Here is a 24109-nt window from a genome sequence, read left to right on the forward strand (position 1 = left end):
AGCGGCCATAGGCAAGACGGTCCAGCACACTCGACACTTCGTGCCGGCACCCGCATACCGGGCAGACATGGATAGGCATGACTCAGGGTGCCCGGGAGGCGTAGCGAGCCAGCTCGGCGGCCTGGTCCGCCACCCGGCGGGCCACGATGTACACATCGCGGTCCCCTCCACCACCGAGGCTGAGCGCGCAGCCCATTGCCGCATCGCCGGAGACGGCGAGCCGGAGATGGCGCTCCTGGCCGGCCAGGAAGACCTTCAGGACTGCCTGCCCCAGCGCCGACGGGGGAAAACCGTAGCTTGCCGGCGCGCCGCCTGCCTCGAGGGTGGCCACCTCATAGCCGCCCTCCCGGACCGCAATGCCGATACACAAATCAATGGGTTTCATGCGACTCATCTCCATGCTGTGAAAGATCGAGGTATTGCGCGCTGCGGGCGATGACCCCGGCCGCCGGGTCGGGCAACACCAGGCTGCCCTGGCTGTCCCGGGTCAGGATCTCGAGCAGCAGCACTTCCGGGCGTCGGGCGTCGACCACATGCACGGCCCCCACGCCCGCCCGCAGCGCCTCGGCCAGATGGCGGTGCTCGCCCATCGGAGCCAGAGCCTCGAACTCGCTCGCCGACAGGCGGTGCAGCACTCGCCCCCGCTCGCCCAGGATTCCCGGCGCGTCACCCATCACGATGAGCTTGGCGGCAGACAGCCGGGTGGCGATGGCCGCAGCCGTGCGCCCTCCATCGACGGGACACGCCTGGCCGTCCGGCCCGGTCGCCAGCGGACGGACGACCGGCAGCAGCCCGCGTCCGAAGTACATCTGGAGCAGCTCCGGATCGACCCGGACACTCTCCCCGGCATGGTCCCCCATCGCCGCCAGGGGGGCGGCGTAGGCCTGCAGGAAGCCGCCATCCAGCCCGGACACGCCCACCGCCCGGCCGCCATGGCGATTGATGAGGCTGACCAGTTCGCCGTTGAGGGCGCCGCCGCGGTGCACCACCACCAGTCGCAGGCCCACCAGGCTGAGCAACGCCAGATCCCGCCCCAGGCTGTTCCAGGCCGCAGGATCGCCGGTACCGCGCAAGCCGTAGTCCACGACAAAGATCTTGCTGTGATAGGCCCTCAGGTAAGGCAGGGTCTCGGCCAGGATGCGCGCCTGCAGCTTGCCGAAGGGGCGCACCGGGTCTGCCGCCGTGAGATGGGTGGGAGCCATGGGCGTCACGCTGCGGCCGGCAGCCAGGAGCGGAACAGGGCCCGCACACCATGGGGATCATCGCAGGCATGCAAGGCCGCGCGGAAGCGCGGATCCGTGAACAGGGCGGAGACTCCGGCCAGAATGCCCAGATGCTCCTCGGTGGCGCGCTCGGGGACGAGCAGCACGATGAAGTCCGACACGGGCTTGCCGTCCGGCGCATCGAAAGGCAGCGGGCGGCGCGGCCTGACATAGACCGCATGAGTCTGGCGCAGACCGGCCAGGCGACCATGGGGAATCGCCACCCCCTGGCCCAGGGCCGTGGAGCCGAAGCGCTCCCGCTGGCTCAGGGCTGCCGCCACCTGGACGCGGGGCAAACCATGCCAGCGCTGCATGTTCTGGCCGACCTCGTCGAAGAGTGCCGCGGCGCTGCCGACCTCCAGGTCGAGGAGGATGTCCTCCGGCAGCAGGATGTCCGAAAGCGTGATCATGACTTTTTCCTTTCCGTGCCCATGCTCAGAAGCTCCGGCTCAGCGACAGCACCGCCGTGCCGCGGCCGGCATCGCGGCTGCGCGATCCATTCCCCGTGCCGTCGCTCGCCATGCTGCTGCTGAAGCAGTAGAACTCGCCGTTGGCGCAGCGCCCCTGGGCCGTCGTTCCGACATAGGCCACGCCGAGGATCCAGCCCGACATGTCCCGGGTGATGCCGATGCGCCAGTCGGTGTAGCGGCCGTCGTAGGTGGAGCCGTCAGCATTCAGGTAGGCGAAGTCACGCATCAGCAGGCGGCCCACGTGCAGCCCGAGGCTGTAGCCGTCTCCCAGGTCGCGGCTGGCCGACAGATCGAGGTAGCCCGTGCCGCGGGTGCCCGGCATCGCGAAGTAGTCCGTCACCGCGTGGGAGTACTTGAGGGTGATGGCATTCCAGGTCGCGGCCACGTAAACCTCGCCGTTGTCCACGTTGCCGCTCGAGGTGCCGCCGGGATGACGGCGGTTGACGCCGGCATAGGCATGGTCGAGGCGGCTCCCCGGATAGGCGTAGTAGAGCGCTCCGACGTCCAGCCCCACGTCGCCCAGTTGATGGCGATAGCCGGCATAGAAGTCCATCTCGAGGCTTCCCTCCGGGTAGCCTGCCCCGCTGCTCACATTGGAGTTCCAGTTGCCCGCGTAGAGGCCGGACGGGTGGGTGTAATCAAAGCCGCCCTGTATGGCGGGCCGGCCGAAGCTCTGGTCCAGGCCCCGGAAGCGGTAGCTGCTGAACAGCCCCAGGTTGGCGACGAGGGGCGCCGGCGTCACGGCCTCAGGTGACTGCAGCGCTTCCGACGCCTCGGAAGCAGCCTGCGCGGCCCCTCCGCTCAAGGTCGCGGCAAGGCCGCAGGCGACTACTACAAGGGTGTGCGTGTAGAACAAGATCGGTGCTCCTCAGGGTGATTCGGTCAGCGTTTCAGCGCATCCAGCGCCAGGTTGAGTGCCAGGACATTGACCCGGGCCTCGCCCAGGAAGCCCCACTGGCGGCCTTCCGTATTGGCATCCACGAGCGCCCTGACCTGCGCTTCGGGCAGGCCGCGCGCGCGGGCCACCCGGCCCAGCTGCCAGAGGGCCGCGGCGGGGCTGATGTGAGGGTCCAGGCCGCTGCCGGACGCAGTGACGAGGTCGGCTGGAATGGGGGCGCCATTGCCCGGATCGGCGGCCCGCAGGGCGGCGATGCGCCCCTTCACCGCGTCTTCGAGGGCCGGATTGAGAGGCCCCTGGTTCGAGCCGGACGAGGCGGCGGCGTTGTAGGGCTGGGGCGCCGTGGCGGAGGGACGGCCCCAGAAATGCCCGGGGTCGCTGAACGGCTGGCCGATCAGGCGCGAACCGACCGGCTTGCCGTCCTTGAAGATCAGGCTGCCGGCCGCCTGCTCGGGAAAGACCGCCCCGGCGATGCCGGTGACGGCCAGGGGGTAGGCCAGCCCGGTGATGGCGCTGAGCAGTACGAACACGCTGAGGGCGGGACGCAGAAGGCTTTTCATGCTGGGTTCTCCGGATTCAGGCCAGGCCGGTGACGGCCAGGAAGACATCGATCAACTTGATGCCGGCAAAGGGCACCAGGATGCCGCCGAGGCCATAGACGGCCAGGTTGCGGCGCAGCAGGGTGGCTGCGCCGAGGGGGCGGTAGCGCACGCCCTTGAGGGCCAGGGGGATCAGGAAGACGATGATCAGGGCGTTGAAGATCACCGCCGACAGGATCGCCGAGGCCGGGCTGGCGAGGCCCATCACGTTGAGCGCCGCCAGCTGCGGATAGGTGCCGACGAAGGCCGCCGGGATGATGGCGAAGTACTTGGCGATGTCGTTGGCGATGCTGAAGGTGGTGAGGGAGCCCCGCGTCATCAGCATCTGCTTGCCGGTCTCCACCACCTCGATCAGCTTGGTCGGGTTGGAGTCCAGGTCCACCATGTTGCCGGCCTCCTTGGCGGCCTGGGTGCCGGTGTTCATGGCCACCGCCACGTCCGCCTGGGCCAGCGCCGGGGCATCGTTGGTGCCGTCGCCGGTCATCGCCACCAGGCGGCCTTCGGCCTGGTATTGGCGGATCAGGGCCAGCTTGGCCTCCGGCGTGGCTTCGGCCAGGAAGTCGTCCACCCCGGCCTCGGCGGCGATGGCGGCCGCGGTGACCCGGTTGTCGCCGGTGACCATCACCGTCTTGATGCCCATCCGGCGCAGTTCGGCGAAGCGCTCGCGGATGCCGCCCTTGACGATGTCCTTGAGCTCGATGACGCCGAGCACGCGCTTGCCTTCGGCCACCACCAGGGGTGTGCTGCCGCGCCGGGCGACCTCGTCCACCCGGTGGCTGACCGAGGCGGGAAAACTGCCGCCCAGGCTCTCCACCTGGCGCCGGATGGCGTCGGCGGAGCCTTTGCGGATCTGCTTGTCACCCAGGTCGACACCGCTCATCCGGGTCTGGGCCGAGAAGTGGACAAAATGGGCGTCCAGGGCATGGATGTCCCGTTCCCGCAGGTTGAACTTCTGCTTGGCCAGCACGACGATGCTGCGCCCTTCCGGTGTCTCGTCGGCCAGGGAGGCGAGCTGGGCCAGGTCGGCCAGTTCGGCATCGTCCCCCCCCTCGGCGGGCAGGAAGGCGGACGCCTGACGGTTGCCCAGGGTGATGGTGCCGGTCTTGTCCATCAGGAGCACATCCACGTCGCCGGCCGCCTCCACCGCGCGGCCCGAGGTGGCGATCACGTTGGCCTGCATCATGCGGCTCATGCCGGCCACGCCGATGGCGGAGAGCAGGCCCGCAATGGTGGTGGGGATCAGGCACACCAGCAGGGCCACCAGCACCGTGATGCTCACCGGCCGGCCGGCGCCGGACACCTCGACGCTGAACAGCGAGAAGGGCAGCAGGGTCACGGTGACGCCCAGGAAGACGATGGTCAGGGCCACCAGCAGGATGGTCAGGGCGATCTCGTTGGGTGTCTTCTGGCGCTTGGCGTTCTCCACCATGGCGATCATGCGGTCCACGAAGGTCTCGCCCGGGTTGGCGGTGACGCGCAGCACGATCCAGTCGGAGAGCACCCGGGTGCCGCCGGTCACGGCCGAAAAGTCGCCGCCCGACTCGCGGATCACGGGGGCCGACTCGCCGGTGATGGCCGACTCGTCCACCGAGGCGACGCCCTCGATCACCTCGCCGTCGGCAGGGATCACCGACTGGCCGATGTCGCCGGCCTCCACCACCACCACGTCGCCCTTGCGCAGGTCATTGCCCTGCACGAGCTGCCACTTGCCGCCGTAGTGGGGCTCGAGCAGCTTCTTGGCCCAGATCTCGCGCTTGAGCCCGCGCAGGGAGGCGGCCTGGGCCTTGCTGCGGCCTTCCGCGAGGGCCTCGGCAAAGTTGGCGAAGAGCACGGTGAACCACAGCCACACGGCAATGGCGAGGATGAAACCGGCCGGCGCATCGCCCTCCCCGCCCAGCGCCTGCAGCGCCAGGAGGGTGGTCAGGATGCTGCCGGCGTACACCACGAACATCACCGGGTTACGCCACTGCACCGCCGGGTTGAGCTTGCGGAAGGCCTCGCCGATGGCCGGCACGGCCAGGGCGGGGTCGAACAGCTTGAAGGTCTTCTTGGTCATGGTCTTTTCCTCAGGCACCCAGCCACAGCACGAGGTGCTCGACGATCGGCCCGAGGGCCAGGGCCGGTACGTAGTTGAGCAGCCCCACCAGCAGCACGGTGCCGATCAGCAAGGTGACGAACAGCGGGCCATGGGTCGGCAGGGTGCCGGCACCGGCAGGCAGACGCTTCTTGGCAGCCAGGGCCCCGGCCATGGCGAGCACCGGGACGATCACGCCGAAGCGGCCGAACCACATGGCCAGCGCCAGCAGCACGTTGTAGAAGGGGGTGTTGGCGGACAGGCCGGCAAAAGCGCTGCCGTTGTTGTTGGCGGCGGAGGTGAGCGCGTAGAGGATCTCCGAGAAGCCGTGGGCGCCCGGGTTGGCGATACCCGCCCTGCCCGCCTCGCTCATCACCGCGATGGCAGTGCCCAGCAGCACCAGCAGCGGCGTGACCAGGATGGCGATGGCGCTCATCTTCATCTCGTGGGCTTCGATCTTCTTGCCCAGGTACTCCGGCGTGCGCCCGATCATCAGGCCGGAGATGAATACCGCCAGGATGGCAAACACCAGCATGCCGTAGAGCCCGGTGCCGACCCCGCCGAAGATCACCTCGCCGAGCTGCATGTTCACCAGGGGCACCAGGCCGCCCAGGGGGGTGAAGGAGTCGTGCATGGCATTCACCGCGCCGCAGGAGGCGGCCGTGGTCACTGCCGCGAAGAGGGCCGAATCGGCACTGCCGAAGCGCGCCTCCTTGCCTTCCAGATTGCCGCCGGACTGCAGCGGGCCACCCAGCTGATCCACCCCCAGCGCGGCCAGGCGCGGATTGCCCTGCTGCTCGAAGCTCATCACCGCAGCGGCCGCCACCACGAACATCAGGGTCATCGCGGCCAGCACCGCCCAGCCCTGCCGGCCATCCCCGACCATGCGGCCGAAACTCACGCAGAGGGCGGCGGGGATCAGGAAGATCGCCAGCATCTGGACGAAGTTGCTCAGGGGCGTGGGGTTCTCATAGGGGTGGGCCGAGTTGGCGTTGAAGAAGCCGCCACCGTTGGTGCCGAGCATCTTGATCGCCTCCTGGGATGCCACCGGCCCCATGGCCAGGGTCTGCACGGCGGTCTGGGCCGGCTCGGTCAGCACCGCGCCCTTGTCGTCGGTCAGGGGTTGGCCGGCGGCGTCAAGCCGGGGGGCTTCATAACGGGTGACTTCGAGGGTCGTCACCTCCCGGTAGGGATCGAGGTTCTGGATCACCCCTTGCCCCGCCAGCACGATGGCGATCAGGAAGGACAGGGGCAGCAGCAGGTAGAGGGTGGCGCGGGTGAGGTCCACCCAGGCATTGCCGACGGTCGCGGCGCTATGGCGGGCCAGGCCGCGGATCAGGGCGATCACGACGACGATGCCGGTGGCCGCGGACAGGAAGTTCTGGACCGTCAGGCCAAGCATCTGCACCAGGTAGCCCAGGGTGGATTCGCCACCATAGCCCTGCCAGTTGGTGTTGGTGACGAAGCTCACCGCGGTATTGAAGGCCGAATCCGGCGTGACCGCCAGCATCTGCTGCGGGTTGAACGGCAGTGCCAGCTGCAGGCGCTGCAGTGCATACACCGACAGCACGCCGAGGGCGTTGAACAGCAGGATGGCGAGGGCGTAGCGCAGCCAGCCCATCTCTTCGTCGGGGCGCACGCCGGCGAGGCGGTACACGACATTTTCGAGGGGACGGCCAATGCGCAGGCGCCCTTCCATCAGGTAGGCGATGTAGAGGCCGAGGGGCTTGGCCGCGAGCAGCAGGACGGCCAGGAAGGCCCCCAGCAGGAGCCAGGCGTGGGTGCTCATGAGAAGTTCTCCGGTTTGAGGAGGGCTGCCACCAGATAGACCAGCAGCGCCGCGGCGATGCAGGCGCCAAGCACGTAGAGCCCGCTCATCGCCCGCCTCCCAGGCGGTCGCATCCGACCGCAAGGCCGATCACCAGCGCCACCATGGCGGCGGTGATCGCGAGGTATGTGAAGTCCATGAATGTCCCTTTCGAAGCACGGAATTGAGTACCGTCATGCTAGGCAGGGCGGTATCAAAACGTTCGCAAAAGGGATGGTGGCCTTGTAAAGGACCTGTAAAAAAGCCGGGAAAGCCCGCGAAAGGCTCACCCTGCCGGGCCCGGCATCCTCAGGCGACGGGCAAGCGCGCCAGGGCCCGGGCCAGCCCGTCGAGGCCGGCTTCGATCTCGGCCGGCGCCAGGCTGGCATAGCCCAGGCGCAGCCCCCCGGGCAGGTCGCCGGTGGCACAGAAAGGCCGGGACGAAGGAATCTGCACCCCCTCCTCCCGCGCCAGCCGGATCAGGGCTTCATCGTCCACGCCCGGATCAAGGCGCAACCACAGGGCCAGCCCGCCGGGCGGCAGGGTGAAATCCACCTGGGGCGGCAGCTGCGCCGCCCGGCCGGCGATCAGGCTCCGCCGCGCCTCATACACCCGCAGGGCGCGGCGGATGTGGCGCTTCAGTTCGCCGCTGTCCATCAGGTCGCTCACCGCCCGCTCCGTCACCGGATTGCCCTGCCGGTCGATCAGCAGGATCTCCGCCGCGCAGCGGTCGATCAAGGCCGGCGCACCGACCACGTAGCCGACCCGCAGCCCTGGCGCCAGCACCTTGGAGAGCGAGCCGACGTAGATCACCCGGCCCGAGCGGTCGACGCTGGCCATGGGGAACATCGGCCGGTGGGAAAAGTGGAACTCGTGGTCGTAGTCGTCCTCGACGATGGCGAAGTCGAACTGCTCGGCCAGCATCAGCAGGTGCACGCGCCGCTCGGCCGGCATCAGCCGGGTCGTCGGAAACTGATGGTGCGGAGTGAGATACACAGCACGGATGCGCGTGCGGCGGCACAGCCGCTCGAGTTCGTCGGGCCGCATCCCGTCGGCGTCCATGGCGAGGCCATGCACTTCCGCCCCGGCCGCCCGGAAAGCCTCCCGGGCCGGCGGATAGCTGAGCGCCTCCACCGCCACGTGGTCTCCCGGCCTCACCAGCAGGCGGGCGGCCAGGTAGATGCCCATCTGGCTGCCCCGCACGATGCAGACCTTGTCGGGCCCGGCCTGCAAGCCCCGCTCCTCGGCCAGCATGCGCGCGACGGACTGGCGCAAGGCCGGGTCGCCACGGGGGTCGCCGTAGCCCAGGCCGTTGTGCCGTGCCGTATCGATCAGGGCCCGCCGGTAGGCGCGCCCCAGCACGTCATAGGGAATCAGCCGGGCGTCCGGCACCCCATCCGAAAACGTGACTGCGGCCTGCTCCCCGACGGCCGGGGGGCGCTCCAGCGGCCGCCCGTACAGCCGGTAGGGCGGCTCACCGGAGGCCATCGGGCGAGCCGTGGCCGTGGGCACCTCCGGCGGCGGGCCGGGCAGTCGGGCCGCCACGAAGGTACCGCGGCGCCCCTGGGTGCTCACCCAACCCTGGGCCGCCAGCTCCTCGAAGGCCAGCACCACGGTCTTGCGATTGACAGCCAGGTCGGCGGCGACCTCCCGCGTGCCCGGCAAGGCCGAGCCCGGCACCAGGCGGCCGCGACCGATCTCGTCGGCCAGGTACTGGGCGATCTGCAGATGCACCGGCAAGGTGTGGTCGCGCTGGATCGCCAGCTTCATCTTCCAGGGGCGGAGCATGGAGGGCACCTGCTTGGGTTTTATCTGGACCAGTCATTTTCCAGAAACTGGCGGTTTTTGGTGGGCCAGCAGAATCCTAGCATGGGGGCCTTGATGAGCACCCGAGATCGCCCCCATGCCCCGCACCGCACCGCCACCCGATCAGGCCCGCCTCCAGCCCTTCCGGCTGGAAGCGCTCACCCCGCTCAACCATGAAGTCCTGCGCCTGGAACTGAGCCAGATCGCCGGCCCGCCACTCACCTATCGGGAGGGGCAGTTCGTCACCGTCCGCCTGCCGGACGGCACTGCGCGCAGCTATTCCCCCGCCGCTGCCTGCCAGGGCGACGGCCGCCTCGAACTGCACATCCGGACCTTGCCCGGCGGCCGCTTCTCCACCTGGCTGCGCAGCGATGCAGCCTGCCCCGGCGCCCTCCTGGACATCGGCGGGCCTTACGGCGACTGCGTGTGGACGCCCCCGGACACGGCCGGGGCCCCGCTCCTGCTGCTGGCCACCGGCACCGGCATCGCACCGATCCGCGCCATGCTGGCCCGCCACCTGGGCGGTGCGGGCGGGCATCCGGTGCATCTGTACTGGGGCGGCCTGGACCAGCCGGATCTCTACCTCGGCGAGGAATTCGCAGCCCTCGCCATCCGCCATGCCCATTTCCGTTTCACCCCGGTGCTCGCCGCACCCGCCGAGCCCTGGAGGGGCCGCCGTGGTTACGTGCAGGCGGCTGCAGCGGACGATCTGCCCAGGCTGGATGGCGCCCGCGTCATCGCCTGTGGCTCATCGGCCATGGTCGACGCGGCGCGGATGCTGCTGGTGGCCGCCTGCGGGCTCGCGCCGGATGCCTTCCACGCCGACGCCTTCGTGGCACAGGCCGCCGCGCCGATGTCCTCCAGCGACGCCAGCCTGAGCCTCGAGGTGGCGCTTCCACAGGCGCCCGCCCGCAGGCTCGCAGCCCCCCCGGGCAGCACGGTCCTGAACACCCTGGCCGCTGCCGGCCTGCTGCAGGGCGTGTGCGGCGGCCAGGCCGCCTGCGGCACCTGCCGGATCGGTATCGATCCGGCCTGGCGGGCCGCCCTGCCGCCGGCCGGACGCAAGGAGGCCCGTCTCCTCGCCGCCCTCGAGAGCGGCCCCGACCAGCGCCTGGCCTGCCAGATCTGCCTTGAAGCGCCCCTCGACGGCCTGCGCATCGAACTCCCCTGAAACGCTTTTTCCACCACCCAGTGAAAGGATCCACCCCATGACCACCCAAGCCATCAGCAGCCCGGACCAGGCCCGCCTCGAGGGCGTCGGCCCCGCCTTTGATCCGGAACGCCTCCTCCACGTCCGGACCCTGACCCGTCAGGCGATCGAGCGCATCGCCGCCGCCGTCCAGCCCGGCATGTTCGAGGAAGACGCCGTGGAGATGGCCCGCGACCTCCTCGCCGAAGCCGGCATGCTGCGCGGCTGGCACGATGTCTATGTGCGCTTCGGCAGCAACACCACCAAGACCTTCGGTGCGCCCTCCGACCCCGGCGTGGTGCTGGGCGAGGATGATCTCTTCTTCATCGACATCGGTCCGGTCTGGAAGGACTGGGAAGGCGACGGCGGCGACAGCTTCGTGACCGGCAGCGATCCCGACAAGGCCCGCTGCGCCGCCGATGCCCGCGCGATCTTCCACGAGGTGCGGCGCAAATGGCTGAGCGAAAGAGCGACCGGACGCGCCCTCTACGACTATGCGGTGTCCTGCGCCGCCGCCCGCGGCTGGGTCCTCAACATGGACCTCTCCGGCCATCGCATCGCCGACTTTCCCCATGCGGCGATCCATGAAGGGCCCCTGGCCGAGGCCGACTTCGCACCCTCGCGGCTGCTGTGGGTCCTGGAGATCCATATCCGCCACCCGAGCGAAGCCTACGGTGCGTTCTTCGAAGACCTGCTGCTGGAAGACAGCTACTTCTGATCGCCGGGACGGGCCGCACCCCGACGATAGACGGCGCTGCCGCTTTTGCGTACCATGCGCCCCGTCATTGGGGAGTAGCCGACCTTCTACCTGAAGGAGCCTGCGTCAACATACTTGGCCAACCAGCCATGGCGCAGGCAGTTCCCGAACCTGGCAAGACCTTTGACCACCCTCGCCCCCGGACTGGCCGGACGGGCGTGGTGGTCATCCGTCTCCGTCCGGCCAGGGAATCAGATCATGGAAGCCTTCCTCGTCTCCACGGGCATCGTCGCCCTCGCTGAAATCGGCGACAAGACGCAACTTCTCGCCTTCATCCTCGCGGCCAAGTTCCGCAAGCCCGTCCCCATCATCGTCGGCATCCTGGTGGCCACCCTGGTCAATCACGGATGCGCCGGTGCGGTCGGCGAGTGGATCACCCACCTGGTCAGCGCGCAGACGCTGCGCTGGGTGCTCGGCGTGTCCTTCATCGGCATGGCGATCTGGACGCTGATCCCCGACAAGTTCGAGGAGGAGGATGCCAAGCTGGCCCGCATGGGCGTGTTCGGCACCACCCTGGTGGCCTTCTTCCTGGCCGAGATGGGCGACAAGACGCAGATCGCCACGGTGGCGCTGGCCGCCCAGTACCAGAACCTGGCCGTGGTGGTGGCCGGCACGACGATTGGCATGATGATTGCAAATGTGCCGGCAGTGATTCTCGGCGACCGCATTGCCCACCGCATGCCGGTGCGCCTGGTGCATGGCATCGCCGCGGCCATTTTTGCGGTGCTCGGGGTGGCCACCCTGCTCGGTGCGGGCGAAGGTCTCGGCCTTTGAACACCGCCGGGCCGGCGAGGAAGCGGCGGAGCTTAGCCCGGCTGCACCGCGCCAGCCCGTGCCAGACTCTCCTGGCGGGCGGCATGCAGATGGTGAAGGGTGATCTTGCGCACCTCGGCCTTGCTCGCCTCGATATGCGAGCGCAGCAGGATGCCGGCCTGGGCCGTCTTGCGCTGGATCAGCAGGCGCAGCAGCTGGGCGTGCTCGTCGTAGGTCGCCTGGATGCGCGCCGGGTTGGTGAAGTCCAGGCGGCGGATGACGCGGATCTTCTCGGTCACCTCCTGGTGCACCGCGGCCATCTCGCGGTTGCCGGTGGCCTGCATCAAGCCCTGGTGAAAGGCTTCGTCGAGGGCCGCCACGCGCTGGCCATCGGGCAGGCGCTCGGCCTTGTCCACCAGCCAGATGTCGGCCAGGGCGCTCAGGTCCGCGGTCTCCGGCGCCTCGCAGATGCGCTGCACGGCGGCCAGTTCCAGCACCGTGCGCAGGTCGTAGAGCTGGTCGAAACGGTCGAAATCGAAATTGCGCACCGACCAGCCGCTGCGGAAATACACCTGCACGAAGCCCTCCCGCTCCAGGCGGTACAGGGCGTGGCGCACCGGTGTGCGTGATACGCCGTAGCGCTCGGCGATCAGGGTCTCGGTGAAGCGGTCACCCGGCAGCAGATGGAAGGAGAAGATCTCGTCCTTGAGCTGCTGGTAGATCCGGGAGGCAAGTGCGTTTTCTTTGGGGCGGCTGGTATTGCCCATGGGCTCAGGTCAGCATGCTCACGTGGGCCGAGACGACCCGCCAGCCCTCGGGAAACAGCACCCAGGTCTGGCTCTGGCGCCCCACGGGATCACCGTCGCGCAGGAACTCCACGTCGGCGGTGGCGAAGGTCTCGCCAAAGGTGGTGATCACCAGGTTGCGCAGCTGTCTCGGCATGTTGGCGGGGGGAACGAACAGCTCCCGATATCGGCGGATCGCCTCGGCGCCGTAATGGATCTCGGCGATGCCGAAGCGGACGGTCAGCGGATTGTCCCAGAAAAGTTCGTTGAGGACCGCCACGTCGTTGGCGATCAGCGCGGCTTCGTAGCGTTCGAAGACCTGGGCCATGGCTTTGGCAACGTGGGGCAGGTTCACTGCAGGGGACAGGCTCATACAGGCTCCTTCAGGTTTCGAGGCCCGCCGCGAGCGCCGCCAGCGGCGCCGTCCAGCCAACGATCGCGCCCTGGGCGCGGACCATCTCCAGGGTGGCCGCCTTGAAGGCCGGGAAATAGCTCTCGGTGGCGTCCTCGATCAGCAGGCATTCATAGCCCCGGTCGTTGGCCTCGCGCAGGGTGGTCTGCACGCAGACCTCGGTGGTGACGCCGGCGAAGATCAGGTGGGTGATGCCCTTCAGGCGCAGGATCTCGCCCAGCGCGGTGGCGTAGAAAGCCCCCTTGCCCGGCTTGTCGATGATGATCTCACCGGCCAGCGGCGCCACCGCCGGCAGGATGTCGTTGCCCGGCTCGCCGGCCACGAGGATGCGCCCCATCGGGCCGGGGTCGCCGATGCGCAAGCTGGCGGCACCCCGCTCCCGCTTGGCCGGCGGGCAGTCGGACAGGTCCGGGCGATGCGCCTCGCGGGTGTGGATCACGGTGATCCCGTGGCGCCGGCACAGGGCCAGCAGCGCGGCCACCGTCGGCACGATGGCGGCCAGCAGCGAGACGTCGTTGCCCAGGCTCTCGCCGAAGCCGCCGGGTTCGATGAAGTCGCGCTGCATGTCGATGACGATCAGCGCGCTGCGGGCCGGCTCAAAGATGTAGTCGAAGGGTTGGGCATGGATGATCGGCATGATTTCCTCAGTGGCCGTGGCCGGCCATGTAACGTCCGATGGCGGCCACATCGGCCTGGCCCGCCAGGGCCTCGTAGGCGATCACGCCCTCGGACATGACCACGATGCGGTCGGACAGCTCGAGCAGCTCATCCAGGTCTTCGCTGACCAGCAGGATCGCCGCCCCCTCGTTGCGGGCCTGGTCAAGGCGCCGGTGGATGGCCTCCGTGGCGGCGAAGTCCAGCCCGAACACCGGGTTGGCCACCACCAGCAGCTGCACCGGGCCGGACAGCTCCCGCGCCAGCACGGCTCGCTGCACATTGCCCCCCGACAGGTTCTCGATGGCGGCGGCGGGATCGTCCGGGCGCACGCCGAAGGCCTCGATCAGGGTCTTCGCCCGGCGGGTCAGGGCGCCGCGCCGCAGGAAGCCCAGGCTCAGCCAGCCGCCCGCATACGGGGCGATGTCGAAATCCCGCAGGCCCATGTTCTCGGCCACGCTCATGGCCGGCACGCAGGCATTGCGCAGAGGCTCTTCCGGCAGGCTGAAGACGCCGTGGCGGCGCATCTGCGCGCGGCTGGCCTGGTAGTCCTCGCCGGCCACCCGGACCTGCCCGGCGCTGGCCTTGCGCTGACCGAGCAGGACTTCGACCAGCTCCTTCTGGCCGTTGCCGGCCACCCCGGCCACCCCGACGATCTCGCCGGCCCGCACGCTCAGGTCGAGGCCGCGCACCGATGGCGTGCCCCGGTCGTTGTCGGCGTGGAGCCCCTCCACGTCCAGCCGGACCTCGCCGATGGCCTGGGTCTGGTCGGCGGCGCAGCGGCGCCTCCCCGAACTCACCGCGACGCTGCTGCCCACCATCATCTCGGCCATCTCTGCCGTGCTCAGATCGCCGACCCGCCCGCTGCCTGCCAGCTTGCCGCGGCGCAGGATGGTGACGCCGTCGCCATAGGCGCTCACCTCGCGGAACTTGTGGCTGATCATCAGCACGGTGAGGCGTCCGTCACGGGTCATGCCATGCAGCAGGCCGAGCACCTCGTCGGCCTCGCCGGGGGTCAGGACCGAGGTCGGCTCGTCGAGGATCAGCAGGCGCTGGCCCAGGTAGAGCTGCTTGAGGATCTCCAGCTTCTGCTTCTCGCCGGCGGCCAGATCGGCCACCAGGGCGTTCAGGTCGAGGCGGAAAGGGGTGCTGTCCAGGAAGGCGGCGAGGGCCGCCTTTTCGTGGCGCCAGTCGATGCGCAGGGGCAGGTCGCCGCGGGCCAGCAGCAGGTTCTCGGCCACCGTCATGCCCGGCGCCAGGGTGAAGTGCTGGTACACCATGCCGATGCGCAGGCGCTGGGCGTCGCGCGGGCTGCGGATGTCCTGCTCGCGGCCGTCCACCATGAAGCCGCCCTCCTCCGGCGGGTGGTAGCCCACCAGGCATTTGACCAGGGTGCTCTTGCCGGCGCCGTTCTCGCCCAGCAGGCAATGGAAGCTGCCCGCCTCCACCTTCATGGAGACCGCGTCGAGGGCGGTGAAGGCACCGAAGCGCTTGGTGACCCGGAAGGCCTCGACGGCAGCGCCGCGGTGCTGCAGGTCAGCCGCGGTGAGGGAGTGGGTGAGCGGATCCATGGCCTCAGCCCAGGGCCGCCAGCAGGCTGGCCGAGTCGGACACGGCACCGAAGACACCGCCCTGCATCTTGATCATCTTGAGCGCCGCCAGGTGGTTGCCGTGGTCGGTGGCGCCACAGCAGTCCTCCAGCAGCAGGCATTCGAAGCCCATGTCGTTGGCGTCGCGCATGGTGGTGTGCACGCACACGTCGGTGGTGATGCCGCTCAGGATGATGTTGCGGATGCCGCGGGTGCGCAGCACCAGCTCCAGGTCGGTGGCGTAGAAGGAGCCCTTGCCCGGCTTGTCGATGATCACCTCGCCGGGCAGCGGCGCGAGTTCGGGGATGATCTCCCAGCCGGGCTCGCCGCGCACCAGGATCCGGCCGCAGGGCCCGCTGTCGCCGATTCCCGCGCCGATGCGTTGGGAGCGCCAGCGCTTGTTGGGCGGCAGGTCGGCCAGGTCGGGGCGGTGCCCTTCGCGAGTGTGGATGATGAAGAAGCCCAGGCTGCGCAGGCGGGCCAGCACCGCCTTGATCGGCTCGATCGGGGCGCGGGTCAGGGACAGGTCGTAGCCCATCTTGTCCACGTAGCCGCCGACGCCGCAGAAGTCGGTCTGCATGTCGATGATGATCAGCGCCGTGTTGGCCGGCGTCAGGTCACCGTTCCAGGGCCAGGGATAGGGATCGGCCGCGAGGCTGAAGTCTGTCATGGTCGTACTCCGGGTTCAGCGTTGATTCAGCGTTGGGTTAGCGTTGAGTGAGGGACAACTCGCCCGGGGCCCCGGCGAGGCTGCGGCCGGGCGTCCAGCTGGCCGCCATCAGGGCCAGGGTCAGCACGTAGGGCGCCGCATTGAAGAGGTAGTAGCCGGCCGTGATGCCCTGCGACTGCAGGGCCGGACCGAGGGCCCCCGCCGCGCCGAAGAGCAGCGCGGCCAGCGCACAGCGCAGGGGGTTCCAGCGGGCGAAGATGACCAGCGCCACCGCCATCAGCCCCTGGCCGCTGGACAGGCCCTCGTTCCAGCTGCCGGGGTAATACAACGACAGGAAGGCACCGCCGACCCCCGCCAGGAAGCCGCCCGCCGCCGTCGCGCCGATGCGGATGGGCACCACCGGGTAGCCCAGGGCACGGGCGGCCGCGGCGTTGTCGCCCACCAGGCGCAGGGCCAGGCCCCAGCGGCTGGCCCGGAAGCCCCAGTGCAGCAGCAGCGCCAGCAGCAGGCCGAGGGGCAGCAGCACATTGATGCGCAGGGCCGACTGCAGCTGGGCGCTGTCGCTCCAGGCCCCCAGCTCGAGGGACGGCAGCATCGGCGCCTGGGGCTGGATCAGCGGCTTGCCCAGGAAGAAGGCCAGGCCGGTGCCAAAGAGCATCAGCGAGATGCCGACCGCAATGTCATTGACCTTGGCCAGGGAGCACAGGCCGCCATGCAGCAGCCCCATCATCAGCCCGCACAGGCCGGCCGCCAGCACCCCCAGCCAGGGCGAGCCGCTGGCCAGCGAGACGCCGTAGCCGCTCATCGCCCCGAGCACGAGGATGCCTTCCAGGCCCAGGTTGATGCGCCCCGACTTCTCGGTGATGCACTCCCCCAGGCTGACGAAGAGAAACGGCGTGCTGACCCGCAGCGCGCCCCCCAGCAAGGCCAGCGCCAGGCTGCCGAAAGCAAGGCTGTCACCACCATCAGACACGACGGACTCCTTTGCGGTTGAGGGTTTCGAAGGCCAGCAGGGCCACGAACAGGCCCCCTTGCAGCACCAGGGTAGCCGCGTCCGGCAGGTCGATGCGGCGCTGCAGCAGGCTGCCCGACGCGCCGATGCCGCCCACCAGGATGGCGCAGGCGATGATGCCCAGCGGGTTGTGGCGGGCCGCGAAGGACACCAGGATGCCGGCGTAGCCATAGCCGGCCAGCAGCGCGGCATTGGCGCTGCCGTGCACCGCCGCCACCTCCAGCATGCCCGCCAGGCCGGCCGCTCCGCCGCCGAGGAAGCAGGCGGTGAGGATCAGCCCGCCCACCGGCAGGCCGGCCATCATGGCGGCCCTGGGATTGCCGCCGACCACCCCGACGGCAAAGCCGAACACCGTCTGGCGCACCAGGAAGCCCATCGCAAGGCAGATCAACACGCCCCAGAACAGCCCCCAATGCACCTCCATCCCCGGCATCGCGCCGATCAGGAAGGGCTCCGCCAGGGGAGTGGTGGAGGGCTTGTTGAGACTGGCCGGGTCCCGCAGCACGCCTTCCACCAGGAAGTTGAAGAGGGCGATGCCGATGTAGGCCAGCAGCAGGCTGGAGATGGTCTCGTTGATGCCCCGCGCGTGGCGCAGCCAGGCCGACAGGGCGATCCAGGCTCCGCCCGCGATGAAGCCCGCCGCCGCCATCAGCAGCTGGACCGGCAGCGCCGGCCAGCCTGCGCAGGCCGCAGGCACCACGGCCGCCGCCAGCGCCCCCACCGCCAGGGCCCCTTCCCCGCCGATGATGACCAGCCCGGCACGGGCCGGCAGGGCCACGCAGAGGGCTGTGAGCATCAGTGGCGCCGCCCGCGACAAGGTGTTCTGCCAGGCGAAGGAGGAACCGTAGGCGCCCTCCACCACCAGCTCCAGCGCCTCCATGGCGGGGAAACCCTGGGCGGCCAGGAACAGGGCGAACAGCAGCGCCGCGGCCAGCACCGCCGCGGTGAAGGGCATGAAGGGCGCGGCAAGGGTCCGGACGGCGTTCATGGCGGCCCCCGTCGCTCAGATCTGGCCGATCACGCCATCGAGCAGGTAGTTCATGCCCTCCAGCAGCGGATCCTGCTGACCAAGCACCTTGCCGGCCGCCACCACCGTTTTGCCGGTGTTGTCCACCAGGGGGCCCTTGAAGATGGGGAAGTCGCCCTTCATCATCGCCGCCTTGACCGCGTCGGACTTCTTGCGCGCCTCGGCCGACACCGCAGGGCCGAAGGGCGAGGGCTTGACGAAACCGTCCTTCAAGCCACCGCGCAGGAAGTTGACCATCGGCTTGCCCTCGATGGTGGCCTTGATGATCTGGGTATAGGGCGTCTGCCAGTCCCACTCCGCGCCGGTCAGGTAGCCCTTGGGCGCCAGCTTGGCCTGGCTGGCGTGGTAGCCGCAGCTGAAAGCGCCCCGCCGCTCTGCCGTCTCGACGATGACCTTGGGGCTGTCCACGTGACAGGTCAGCACATCCACGCCCTGGTCGATCAGGCTGTTGGCGGCCTCCGCCTCCTTCACCGGCAAGGACCAGTCACCGGTGAAGATGACCCGCACCGTGGCCTTCGGATCCACCGAGCGGGCCCCCAGCAGGAAGGCATTGATGTTGCGCAGCACCTGGGGGATCGGCTTGGCGGCGATGAAGCCGAGCTTCTTGCCCTTGCTCGCCGAGGCCGCGGCGATGCCGTTGAGGTACTGGCATTCGTCGATGTAACCAAAGAAGCTGCCGACGTTCTTCGGGTGCTTGCCCTCGGTCCACAGCCCGCCGCAATGGGCGAAGCGCACGTTGGGATACTTCTCGGCCATCTTCAGCACATGGGGGTCGAAGTAGCCGAAGGAGGTGGCGAAGATCAGGGTCGCCTTGTCCTGGTTGATCATGGCCTCCATGGTCTTCTGCACCGCCACCGTCTCGGGCACCTTTTCCTCTTCGATGACCTTCACCCCGGGCAGCTTCTTGATCACCGCCACCGCCTGGGCCTGAGCCTGGTTGTAGCCGAAATCATCCCGCGGCCCGACATAGATCACCCCGACCACCAGCTTGTCGGCGGCAGCGGCCCGCCCGATGCCGAAGGGCAGCATGTGGGTGGCGGCGCCGGCGCCGAGGAGACGCAGCAGATTGCGACGATGAGACTGGATGCGGGATGCAGACATGGTTCAGCTCTCTTTCTGTCGGTTCGGAATGGGGGGACGGCTATCAGCGGTGACGGCCAGCGCCGTGCCGCAGCAAATCAAGGATTTCGCCTGCTGCCCGCCGGCTCGGCAAAGGGCAAGGGCGGCAGGCTCGCCGTGCAGCGCGGCGGCACCCGGAAGCTCACCCCCAGCCGGGCATGCAGGGCCGGCTCCCACTGGCGCGCGATCTCGGCCAGCAGGTGGTCGGCGCCGGCCGGGCCGATCAGGGTCACCCCCGCCGGCAGGCCGTCCGCCCGGAACGGCCCGGGCATGGCCAGGGCGCTCAGGCCCAGCAGATTGACGAAATTGGTAAAGCGCCCGAGCCGGGCATTGCGCTCGAAGGGGCGCTCGGCGACCTCCCGGCTCGTATAGGTGGTGGGCGTGGTGGGTACCAGCAGCACGTCGACATGCCGGAAGACGTCCAGGCAGACCGGCGTCAGCTCGTCGAGGCGGTAGCGCCCCAGGAAGGCATCGGCGGCGCTCATGCCGTCGGCCGAGGCGATGATGGCGGCCACCACCGGATCCATCCCGTCGCGGTGGGCATCGAAAAAGCTCCCGAGTGCGGCCCGGCGCTCGGCCACCCAGGGGCCGTCGTACAGGAGCGAGGTGACCTCGTGGAAGGGCGCCAGATCCACCTCCTCGAAGCCGGGCCCGTCCCCGTCGCCCAGTGCCACGAGCGCCGACTGGAAGGCATCCCAGGCCTGGGGGTCGAGCTCATCCTGCAACCCCGCCGGAACGCCCGCCACCAGCTCCCGCGGCGGCAAGCCCCGGGAAGGCGCAGTGCCGCCATCACAGGCAAGCCCCATGACCCGCCAGCCCTCCGCCACCGTGTGGGCAAATACCGACACGCAGTCCAGGCTGCGGCAGGCCGGCACCACGCCCTTGCTGGAGAGCAGGCCAGGCGTGGGCTTGAGCCCCACCAGGTTGCAGAAGGCCGCCGGGACCCGCCCCGACCCGGCGGTGTCGGTGCCCAGGGCAAAGGCCACGTGCCCCAGTGCCGTGGCCGCCGCCGAGCCGGAGCTGGAACCGCCGGAGATGTAGTCGGGATGAAAGGGGCTCTGCACCGCGCCATAGGGCGAGCGGGTCCCCACCAGGCCGGTGGCAAACTGGTCCAGGTTGGTCTTGCCCACCACAATGGCACCCGCCGCCTCCAGGCGCTGCACCACGTCTGCCGAGGCTTCGGGGAGGTAGGCAAAGGCCGGGCAGGCAGCCGTCGTCGCGAAGCCTGCCACGTCGATGTTGTCCTTGACCGCGAAGGGCACGCCGAACAGAGGTTCGGCCTCCAGCACCGCGGCGGGGCCGGCACGCAGCCGCGCATCCATCCCGGCCAGCCTTGCCCGCAGCCCGCTGTCCGTCGCCACGCTGATCCAGATCGTGGGGTCGTCGGCCGCGGCGATGCGGGCCAGCACCGCCCTGATCAGCTCGCTCGGAACGAAGCTTCCGTTCCGGTAGCCTTCAAGCACGAATTCAATGGTCAGAACCGGCGGCAGACTGGCATTCACTTGAGGACCCAATCTTGGATACAAGATGGAATCCAAATAAGCAGCATGCATGCCACTTGAAGCCTTTCAGGCTTCCTCATAGCAATCAGCTACTTACAAAACGAATGGAAAATCCGCCGGATGGTGCGCTGCACCGTCAGTGGGAGAGGCCGCGCCTTCAGGCACAAGCACAGTGCGCGGCCGGGCGCCGCACCCGACCGTCAGGCTGTCGTGGCGCTGCGCGAACGGGCGAGGCCCAGCTGCCGCTCGAACCAGGCGACTGTCCGCTCCAGCCCCTCGTCCAGTTCGACGGATGGCTGCCAGTCCAGCAGCCGCCGGGCCAGCCGGATGTCCGGCTGACGCAGCCGCGGGTCGTCACCGGGCAAGGGCTTGAAGACCAGCTCCGATGCAGCCCCGGTCAAGGCGACAACCTGCCGGGCCAGCTCGAGGATGGTGAATTCCCGGGGGTTGCCGAGATTCACCGGCCCTTCGGCTCCGGCCGGTGCCGCCATGAGCCTGATCAACCCGTCGATCATGTCATCCACGTAACAGAATGAACGGGTCTGCAGGCCATCGCCGAACAGCCCGAGGGGTTCACCGCGCAGGGCCTGGACGATGAAGCTGGAGATCACCCGCCCGTCCTCGGGCAGCATGCGCGGCCCGTAGGTGTTGAACAGCCGGGCCACCCGGATATCCACGCCGTACTCCCGGTGATAGTCGAAGAACAAGGTCTCGGCGCAGCGCTTGCCCTCGTTGTAGCAGGCCCGCGGCCCGGTCGGATTGACGTTGCCGGGGTAGCTCTCGGACTGCGGGTGCACCTCGGGATCGCCATACACCTCGCTGGTGGAGGCCTGCAGGATGCGGGCCTTGTGCGCCCGCGCCAGATCCAGCGTATGGAGCGCCCCCAGCACCGAGGTCTTCAGGGTGCCCACCGGATCGCTGCGGTAGTGCACCGGCGATGCCGGGCAGGCCAGGTTGTAGATCTCATCCACCTGCTCCTCCAGCACCAGGGGGCGGGTGACGTCATGCTCGACAAAGCGGTAGTCCGGATGGGACAGCAAGGGAGCGATGTTGTCGCGGCTGCCGGTGTGCAGGTTGTCAATGCACAACACCCGGTGCCCCAGGCCGAGCAGGCGCTCGCACAGGTGGGAGCCCAGGAAACCGGCCCCGCCGGTCACGACGATGTGCGACATGGCCGGTGCGTCCTTTGTGTTCATGGTGGTGTGGTGAGGCATCAATAGCCCTGATCGGCGGTGTGGCCGGCGGCCACCAGGTCGCGGTATTCGGCATAGCTGGTCTGGCGGTAGCGTTCCTCGGCCGGCAGCCAGACGTTCACCTTGGCGAAGTCGGGCAGCGGCAGCTTGCGCGACAGGTAGTGGATGGCAAAGGAGGTTTCGTAGTTGACCGTGGCCAGCGGCGAATGGACCCGGTGGGCGTTGCTCTTGCTCACCGCATCCCAGAACAGGCAGTCGCCGAGCCCACCGATGCTGCGCGTCACCTGCTGCGTCCGCAAACCCCAGGCGGCAAACAGGGAGAAGGCCTGCTCCATGACCAGGTAGCAGTTGGTGTCGTTGAAGCGGCGGCCGTCGGACTCGGCGCACAGCCCGAGCAGCTCTCCGTTATCCGGCCGCACCAGGCGCCGGGCGCAGGTCACGACCAATGCGGCATGGCGTTGCTGGACCCGCAACAGGGTCTCGATGTGATCGGGCTGGAACCAGTTGTCCGCATCCAGCAACAGCACGGCGTCGAAGGCCTGGGCCGCCGCCGAGGCACAACCTATCAGGCGGGGCGCGTCACCGGAATCGGCATGTGAGAGGGGCAGCGGGATGTGCTGGCAGCGCGGCCAGGCATTCACCTCGGCGCGCGGATAGCCGTCGGCCACCATGATGTGGGTTACATCGGCATGGGTCTGGTTGATCACACTGGCATGGCAGCGTTCGAGCTTCTCCAGCGGCTCGCGGTAATAGGGGGTGACGACGGCTACACGCATGAGGGCCTCTTCGGGTGAACGAAGGCACTCTACATCAGGGAGGCCGGGCACGCGCCCCCGGCCGCGGGCGTGAAGCCGCCACCGGACGAGCCGGGTTCAGTACGCCAGACGCCCCGACAACCGGTCCAGATCGCTCTCTTTCCAGCGCAACTGGTCACGCTCCCGTCGCAGGTCGCGATCCAGTTCGCGCAGTTCATGGCGCAGGCGGGCACGCCGCTCGTCGCTCAGCTTGTCACTGCGCAGTTCCCGCTCGATCGAATCGGACTGCCCGTTAAGGGTAGAGATACGCGCCCGGGACTCATGAACTTCGTAGGCGGCCCGGTGCAGGGAAACGAACGCCGCCTCCCTGCCGGGCGGGCAGACCCCGGCCTGATAGGAACGTCCGGCCAACCCCTCGCGCACCGCGTTGCGCGGCTGGCAATAGCTTTCCAGGCCGTCCAGGCGCCCGCGCGCATAGGCCCCAGGGTCGGGACGGATGCCGAATTCTGCGCAGGCCTCCTGGTGTTCGGCGAGCCGGCCCGCCGGATAGCCCATGCGGCCATCCCTGACTCCCAGCTCGCGCCAGCTGACGGAGCGGCATTCCTTTTCGTCGAGGGTCGCACAAGCACTCAAGGCAAGAACGGCAAGTATTACGGTACACGCAGCAGCAAAGGGGCGCATGGCGCAACTGGCTCCAGAGGGTCAGGACCAATCAGGGCAGCATCAGGAAGCGGCCTTCCTTCACCACCCGACTCATTTCACGGCCATCCACGCTGTAGGTGATCCACAGCTTCTTGTCCTGGCGTTCAGCGGGGTCGTCACCCGCCGTCTCGTTGTCCACCTTGACATTCAGGCGGCCCTGACTGACCCGTTGTTGCAGGCGATAGGTGATGTCGATCCTGCGGTTGCTGGCGCCGTACTCGGCGCGCAGGATCTGCAGGCCGCTCCGGCTGCTGTTGTCGTAGCCATTGCCATAGCCCGGCCGCTCGCCGCCCCAGCCACCGCGCCAGCCGCCCTGCCCCCAGTTGCCCCCCGACCAGCCGGAAAACTGGGCACCGTCCACCCAACTGCCTTCTGTGTACTCGAAGGTACGGTTGCGACCGTTGGGACCTTCCGTATAAATCCGCAGGACCTTGCGATGCCCCCGGTCCGGATCGACACCGAAGGTGTCGTTGCCCAGGCGGAAGCGCTCGTCGCGACGGGCCAGATCCTTGAGCCGCGATGTCACATCCACGTTGCGCTCGGCCGTGCCGTACTGGGCCTGGAGGATCCGGTACTCGCCATCACGACCATCCTGATGGCCCGGCCTGTCACCCCAGCCCGCATGCCCGTTGTCGTTGCGATCGCCGTCCCCCCAGGTGCCACCGCGCCAGCCTTCGAACTGGGAGCCATCCACCCAGCTGCCTTCGGTGTATTCGAAGGTACGGTTACGGCCATCGGGCCCCACCGCGTAGATGCGCAGGACCTTCCCACGCCCCCGGTCCGGATCCACGCCGAAGACACTATTGCCGAGCCGGAAGCGCTCGTCGCGCTGGGCCAGTTCCTTGAGCCTCGCGGTCACGTCCACATTGCGCTCGGCTGTGCCGTACTGCGCCCTGATGATCCGGTACTCACCCTGCTGCCACTCGGCCCAGGCCGGATGAATGGCCGCCAGCGACACCAGCACGCACGCACAGAAGTGCACGCAGGCGCGCATCAAAGCATGCTCAGACATGTTGTTTTACCTCCCCGAATAATTGATGCAGCCATCCCGAAAAAAGCATGACTTTGAAACTG

The 24109-nt window shown here is 68.7% G+C and carries 25 protein-coding genes and 1 riboswitch; of the genes, 3 read left to right on the top strand and 22 right to left on the bottom strand.

Annotated features, from left to right (window positions below; translation table 11 throughout):
• Window positions 1-82: 82 nt before the first annotated feature.
• The 9 genes from HHL15_RS01865 to pdxR all read right to left on the bottom strand — a co-directional run bounded on the left by HHL15_RS01865 (window position 83) and on the right by pdxR (window position 8898).
• Window positions 83-385 (bottom strand): hypothetical protein, encoded by a 303-nt coding sequence (locus tag HHL15_RS01865; RefSeq protein WP_169144100.1) that lies wholly within the window; start codon window positions 383-385, stop codon window positions 83-85.
• A complete protein-coding gene (gene argB / locus HHL15_RS01870) occupies window positions 372-1202 on the bottom strand; it encodes an acetylglutamate kinase (RefSeq protein ID WP_169144101.1) in 831 nt (276 codons plus the stop codon). The genes HHL15_RS01865 and argB overlap by 14 nt, the downstream gene beginning before the upstream one ends.
• A gap of 5 nt (window positions 1203-1207) precedes the next feature.
• Window positions 1208-1672, bottom strand: a complete 465-nt coding sequence (locus HHL15_RS01875; protein ID WP_169144102.1) for a PTS sugar transporter subunit IIA — start codon at window positions 1670-1672, stop codon at window positions 1208-1210.
• Window positions 1673-1697: 25 nt separating this feature from the next.
• Complete coding sequence (locus tag HHL15_RS01880; RefSeq protein WP_169144103.1) at window positions 1698-2588, bottom strand: TorF family putative porin; 891 nt, start codon at window positions 2586-2588, stop codon at window positions 1698-1700.
• A gap of 26 nt (window positions 2589-2614) precedes the next feature.
• The gene (gene kdpC / locus HHL15_RS01885) at window positions 2615-3190 is read right to left on the bottom strand and encodes a potassium-transporting ATPase subunit KdpC (protein ID WP_169144104.1); all 576 of its coding nucleotides are present in this window, start codon (window positions 3188-3190) and stop codon (window positions 2615-2617) included.
• 16 nt (window positions 3191-3206) lie between these two features.
• Window positions 3207-5285, bottom strand: a complete 2079-nt coding sequence (kdpB, locus tag HHL15_RS01890; protein WP_169144105.1) for a potassium-transporting ATPase subunit KdpB — start codon at window positions 5283-5285, stop codon at window positions 3207-3209.
• Window positions 5286-5295: 10 nt separating this feature from the next.
• Window positions 5296-7092, bottom strand: a complete 1797-nt coding sequence (kdpA, locus tag HHL15_RS01895) for a potassium-transporting ATPase subunit KdpA (protein WP_169144106.1) — start codon at window positions 7090-7092, stop codon at window positions 5296-5298.
• Window positions 7089-7181 carry a K(+)-transporting ATPase subunit F gene (gene kdpF / locus HHL15_RS01900; protein ID WP_169144107.1) on the bottom strand — a complete coding sequence of 31 codons (93 nt, stop codon included), beginning with the start codon at window positions 7179-7181 and terminating at the stop codon, window positions 7089-7091. Before kdpF ends, kdpA begins: the two co-directional genes overlap by 4 nt.
• A 238-nt stretch (window positions 7182-7419) precedes the next feature.
• Window positions 7420-8898, bottom strand: a complete 1479-nt coding sequence (gene pdxR, locus HHL15_RS01905) for a MocR-like pyridoxine biosynthesis transcription factor PdxR (protein WP_169144108.1) — start codon at window positions 8896-8898, stop codon at window positions 7420-7422.
• Window positions 8899-9013: 115 nt separating this feature from the next.
• Here pdxR and HHL15_RS01910 point away from each other — a divergent pair, with 115 nt between their 5' ends.
• The 3 genes from HHL15_RS01910 to HHL15_RS01920 all read left to right on the top strand — a co-directional run bounded on the left by HHL15_RS01910 (window position 9014) and on the right by HHL15_RS01920 (window position 11636).
• The gene (locus HHL15_RS01910; protein WP_169144109.1) at window positions 9014-10087 is read left to right on the top strand and encodes a flavin reductase family protein; all 1074 of its coding nucleotides are present in this window, start codon (window positions 9014-9016) and stop codon (window positions 10085-10087) included.
• Window positions 10088-10124: 37 nt separating this feature from the next.
• A complete protein-coding gene (locus HHL15_RS01915; RefSeq protein WP_169144110.1) occupies window positions 10125-10823 on the top strand; it encodes a M24 family metallopeptidase in 699 nt (232 codons plus the stop codon).
• A 57-nt stretch (window positions 10824-10880) separates the two neighbouring features.
• Window positions 10881-11055: riboswitch (yybP-ykoY riboswitch) on the top strand.
• Window positions 11056-11060: 5 nt separating this feature from the next.
• On the top strand, window positions 11061-11636 hold the full coding sequence (locus HHL15_RS01920) for a TMEM165/GDT1 family protein (RefSeq protein WP_169144111.1): 576 nt from the start codon (window positions 11061-11063) through the stop codon (window positions 11634-11636).
• Window positions 11637-11668: 32 nt separating this feature from the next.
• Here the strand turns inward: HHL15_RS01920 and HHL15_RS01925 are convergent, their stop codons facing one another.
• From HHL15_RS01925 to HHL15_RS01985, 13 genes are all read right to left on the bottom strand, one after another.
• Complete coding sequence (locus HHL15_RS01925) at window positions 11669-12382, bottom strand: GntR family transcriptional regulator (RefSeq protein WP_169144112.1); 714 nt, start codon at window positions 12380-12382, stop codon at window positions 11669-11671.
• 4 nt (window positions 12383-12386) lie between these two features.
• Window positions 12387-12773 carry an oxalurate catabolism protein HpxZ gene (gene hpxZ / locus HHL15_RS01930; protein WP_169144113.1) on the bottom strand — a complete coding sequence of 129 codons (387 nt, stop codon included), beginning with the start codon at window positions 12771-12773 and terminating at the stop codon, window positions 12387-12389.
• A gap of 10 nt (window positions 12774-12783) precedes the next feature.
• Window positions 12784-13449: a cysteine hydrolase family protein gene (locus HHL15_RS01935; protein WP_169144114.1), complete on the bottom strand. Its 666-nt coding sequence runs from the start codon at window positions 13447-13449 to the stop codon at window positions 12784-12786.
• Window positions 13450-13456: 7 nt separating this feature from the next.
• Window positions 13457-15037: an ABC transporter ATP-binding protein gene (locus HHL15_RS01940; protein ID WP_169144115.1), complete on the bottom strand. Its 1581-nt coding sequence runs from the start codon at window positions 15035-15037 to the stop codon at window positions 13457-13459.
• Between the two features lie 4 nt (window positions 15038-15041).
• Complete coding sequence (biuH, locus tag HHL15_RS01945; protein ID WP_169144116.1) at window positions 15042-15725, bottom strand: biuret amidohydrolase; 684 nt, start codon at window positions 15723-15725, stop codon at window positions 15042-15044.
• A gap of 37 nt (window positions 15726-15762) precedes the next feature.
• Window positions 15763-16698 carry an ABC transporter permease gene (locus HHL15_RS01950; RefSeq protein WP_169144117.1) on the bottom strand — a complete coding sequence of 312 codons (936 nt, stop codon included), beginning with the start codon at window positions 16696-16698 and terminating at the stop codon, window positions 15763-15765.
• A complete protein-coding gene (locus tag HHL15_RS01955; RefSeq protein ID WP_169144118.1) occupies window positions 16691-17725 on the bottom strand; it encodes an ABC transporter permease in 1035 nt (344 codons plus the stop codon). Before HHL15_RS01955 ends, HHL15_RS01950 begins: the two co-directional genes overlap by 8 nt.
• A 15-nt stretch (window positions 17726-17740) precedes the next feature.
• Window positions 17741-18865, bottom strand: a complete 1125-nt coding sequence (locus HHL15_RS01960; protein ID WP_169144119.1) for a BMP family ABC transporter substrate-binding protein — start codon at window positions 18863-18865, stop codon at window positions 17741-17743.
• A gap of 77 nt (window positions 18866-18942) precedes the next feature.
• The gene (atzF, locus tag HHL15_RS01965; protein WP_206198533.1) at window positions 18943-20385 is read right to left on the bottom strand and encodes an allophanate hydrolase; all 1443 of its coding nucleotides are present in this window, start codon (window positions 20383-20385) and stop codon (window positions 18943-18945) included.
• A gap of 200 nt (window positions 20386-20585) precedes the next feature.
• Window positions 20586-21581 carry a UDP-glucuronic acid decarboxylase family protein gene (locus tag HHL15_RS01970; protein WP_235943167.1) on the bottom strand — a complete coding sequence of 332 codons (996 nt, stop codon included), beginning with the start codon at window positions 21579-21581 and terminating at the stop codon, window positions 20586-20588.
• A gap of 17 nt (window positions 21582-21598) precedes the next feature.
• A complete protein-coding gene (locus HHL15_RS01975) occupies window positions 21599-22354 on the bottom strand; it encodes a glycosyltransferase (RefSeq protein ID WP_169144121.1) in 756 nt (251 codons plus the stop codon).
• 96 nt (window positions 22355-22450) lie between these two features.
• A complete protein-coding gene (locus tag HHL15_RS01980; protein WP_169144122.1) occupies window positions 22451-22966 on the bottom strand; it encodes a DUF2799 domain-containing protein in 516 nt (171 codons plus the stop codon).
• 79 nt (window positions 22967-23045) lie between these two features.
• The gene (locus HHL15_RS01985) at window positions 23046-24047 is read right to left on the bottom strand and encodes a hypothetical protein (RefSeq protein ID WP_169143775.1); all 1002 of its coding nucleotides are present in this window, start codon (window positions 24045-24047) and stop codon (window positions 23046-23048) included.
• Window positions 24048-24109 lie beyond the last annotated feature (62 nt).

Origin of the sequence: Zoogloea dura (assembly GCF_012927165.1) — a bacterium.
GTDB classification, from domain to species: Bacteria; Pseudomonadota; Gammaproteobacteria; order Burkholderiales; family Rhodocyclaceae; genus Zoogloea; species Zoogloea dura.

What these genes read in the sequence shown, in the direction of transcription:
- HHL15_RS01865 (WP_169144100.1), bottom strand. Translation starts at nt 385, where the DNA reads ATGAAACCCATTGATTTGTGTATCGGCATTGCGGTCCGGGAGGGCGGC.
- argB (WP_169144101.1), bottom strand. Translation starts at nt 1,202, where the DNA reads ATGGCTCCCACCCATCTCACGGCGGCAGACCCGGTGCGCCCCTTCGGC.
- HHL15_RS01875 (WP_169144102.1), bottom strand. Translation starts at nt 1,672, where the DNA reads ATGATCACGCTTTCGGACATCCTGCTGCCGGAGGACATCCTCCTCGAC.
- kdpC (WP_169144104.1), bottom strand. Translation starts at nt 3,190, where the DNA reads ATGAAAAGCCTTCTGCGTCCCGCCCTCAGCGTGTTCGTACTGCTCAGC.
- kdpB (WP_169144105.1), bottom strand. Translation starts at nt 5,285, where the DNA reads ATGACCAAGAAGACCTTCAAGCTGTTCGACCCCGCCCTGGCCGTGCCG.
- kdpA (WP_169144106.1), bottom strand. Translation starts at nt 7,092, where the DNA reads ATGAGCACCCACGCCTGGCTCCTGCTGGGGGCCTTCCTGGCCGTCCTG.
- kdpF (WP_169144107.1), bottom strand. Translation starts at nt 7,181, where the DNA reads ATGAGCGGGCTCTACGTGCTTGGCGCCTGCATCGCCGCGGCGCTGCTG.
- pdxR (WP_169144108.1), bottom strand. Translation starts at nt 8,898, where the DNA reads ATGCTCCGCCCCTGGAAGATGAAGCTGGCGATCCAGCGCGACCACACC.
- HHL15_RS01910 (WP_169144109.1), top strand. Translation starts at nt 9,014, where the DNA reads ATGCCCCGCACCGCACCGCCACCCGATCAGGCCCGCCTCCAGCCCTTC.
- HHL15_RS01915 (WP_169144110.1), top strand. Translation starts at nt 10,125, where the DNA reads ATGACCACCCAAGCCATCAGCAGCCCGGACCAGGCCCGCCTCGAGGGC.
- HHL15_RS01920 (WP_169144111.1), top strand. Translation starts at nt 11,061, where the DNA reads ATGGAAGCCTTCCTCGTCTCCACGGGCATCGTCGCCCTCGCTGAAATC.
- HHL15_RS01925 (WP_169144112.1), bottom strand. Translation starts at nt 12,382, where the DNA reads ATGGGCAATACCAGCCGCCCCAAAGAAAACGCACTTGCCTCCCGGATC.
- hpxZ (WP_169144113.1), bottom strand. Translation starts at nt 12,773, where the DNA reads ATGAGCCTGTCCCCTGCAGTGAACCTGCCCCACGTTGCCAAAGCCATG.
- HHL15_RS01935 (WP_169144114.1), bottom strand. Translation starts at nt 13,449, where the DNA reads ATGCCGATCATCCATGCCCAACCCTTCGACTACATCTTTGAGCCGGCC.
- HHL15_RS01940 (WP_169144115.1), bottom strand. Translation starts at nt 15,037, where the DNA reads ATGGATCCGCTCACCCACTCCCTCACCGCGGCTGACCTGCAGCACCGC.
- biuH (WP_169144116.1), bottom strand. Translation starts at nt 15,725, where the DNA reads ATGACAGACTTCAGCCTCGCGGCCGATCCCTATCCCTGGCCCTGGAAC.
- HHL15_RS01955 (WP_169144118.1), bottom strand. Translation starts at nt 17,725, where the DNA reads ATGAACGCCGTCCGGACCCTTGCCGCGCCCTTCATGCCCTTCACCGCG.
- HHL15_RS01960 (WP_169144119.1), bottom strand. Translation starts at nt 18,865, where the DNA reads ATGTCTGCATCCCGCATCCAGTCTCATCGTCGCAATCTGCTGCGTCTC.
- HHL15_RS01970 (WP_235943167.1), bottom strand. Translation starts at nt 21,581, where the DNA reads ATGAACACAAAGGACGCACCGGCCATGTCGCACATCGTCGTGACCGGC.
- HHL15_RS01975 (WP_169144121.1), bottom strand. Translation starts at nt 22,354, where the DNA reads ATGCGTGTAGCCGTCGTCACCCCCTATTACCGCGAGCCGCTGGAGAAG.
- HHL15_RS01985 (WP_169143775.1), bottom strand. Translation starts at nt 24,047, where the DNA reads ATGTCTGAGCATGCTTTGATGCGCGCCTGCGTGCACTTCTGTGCGTGC.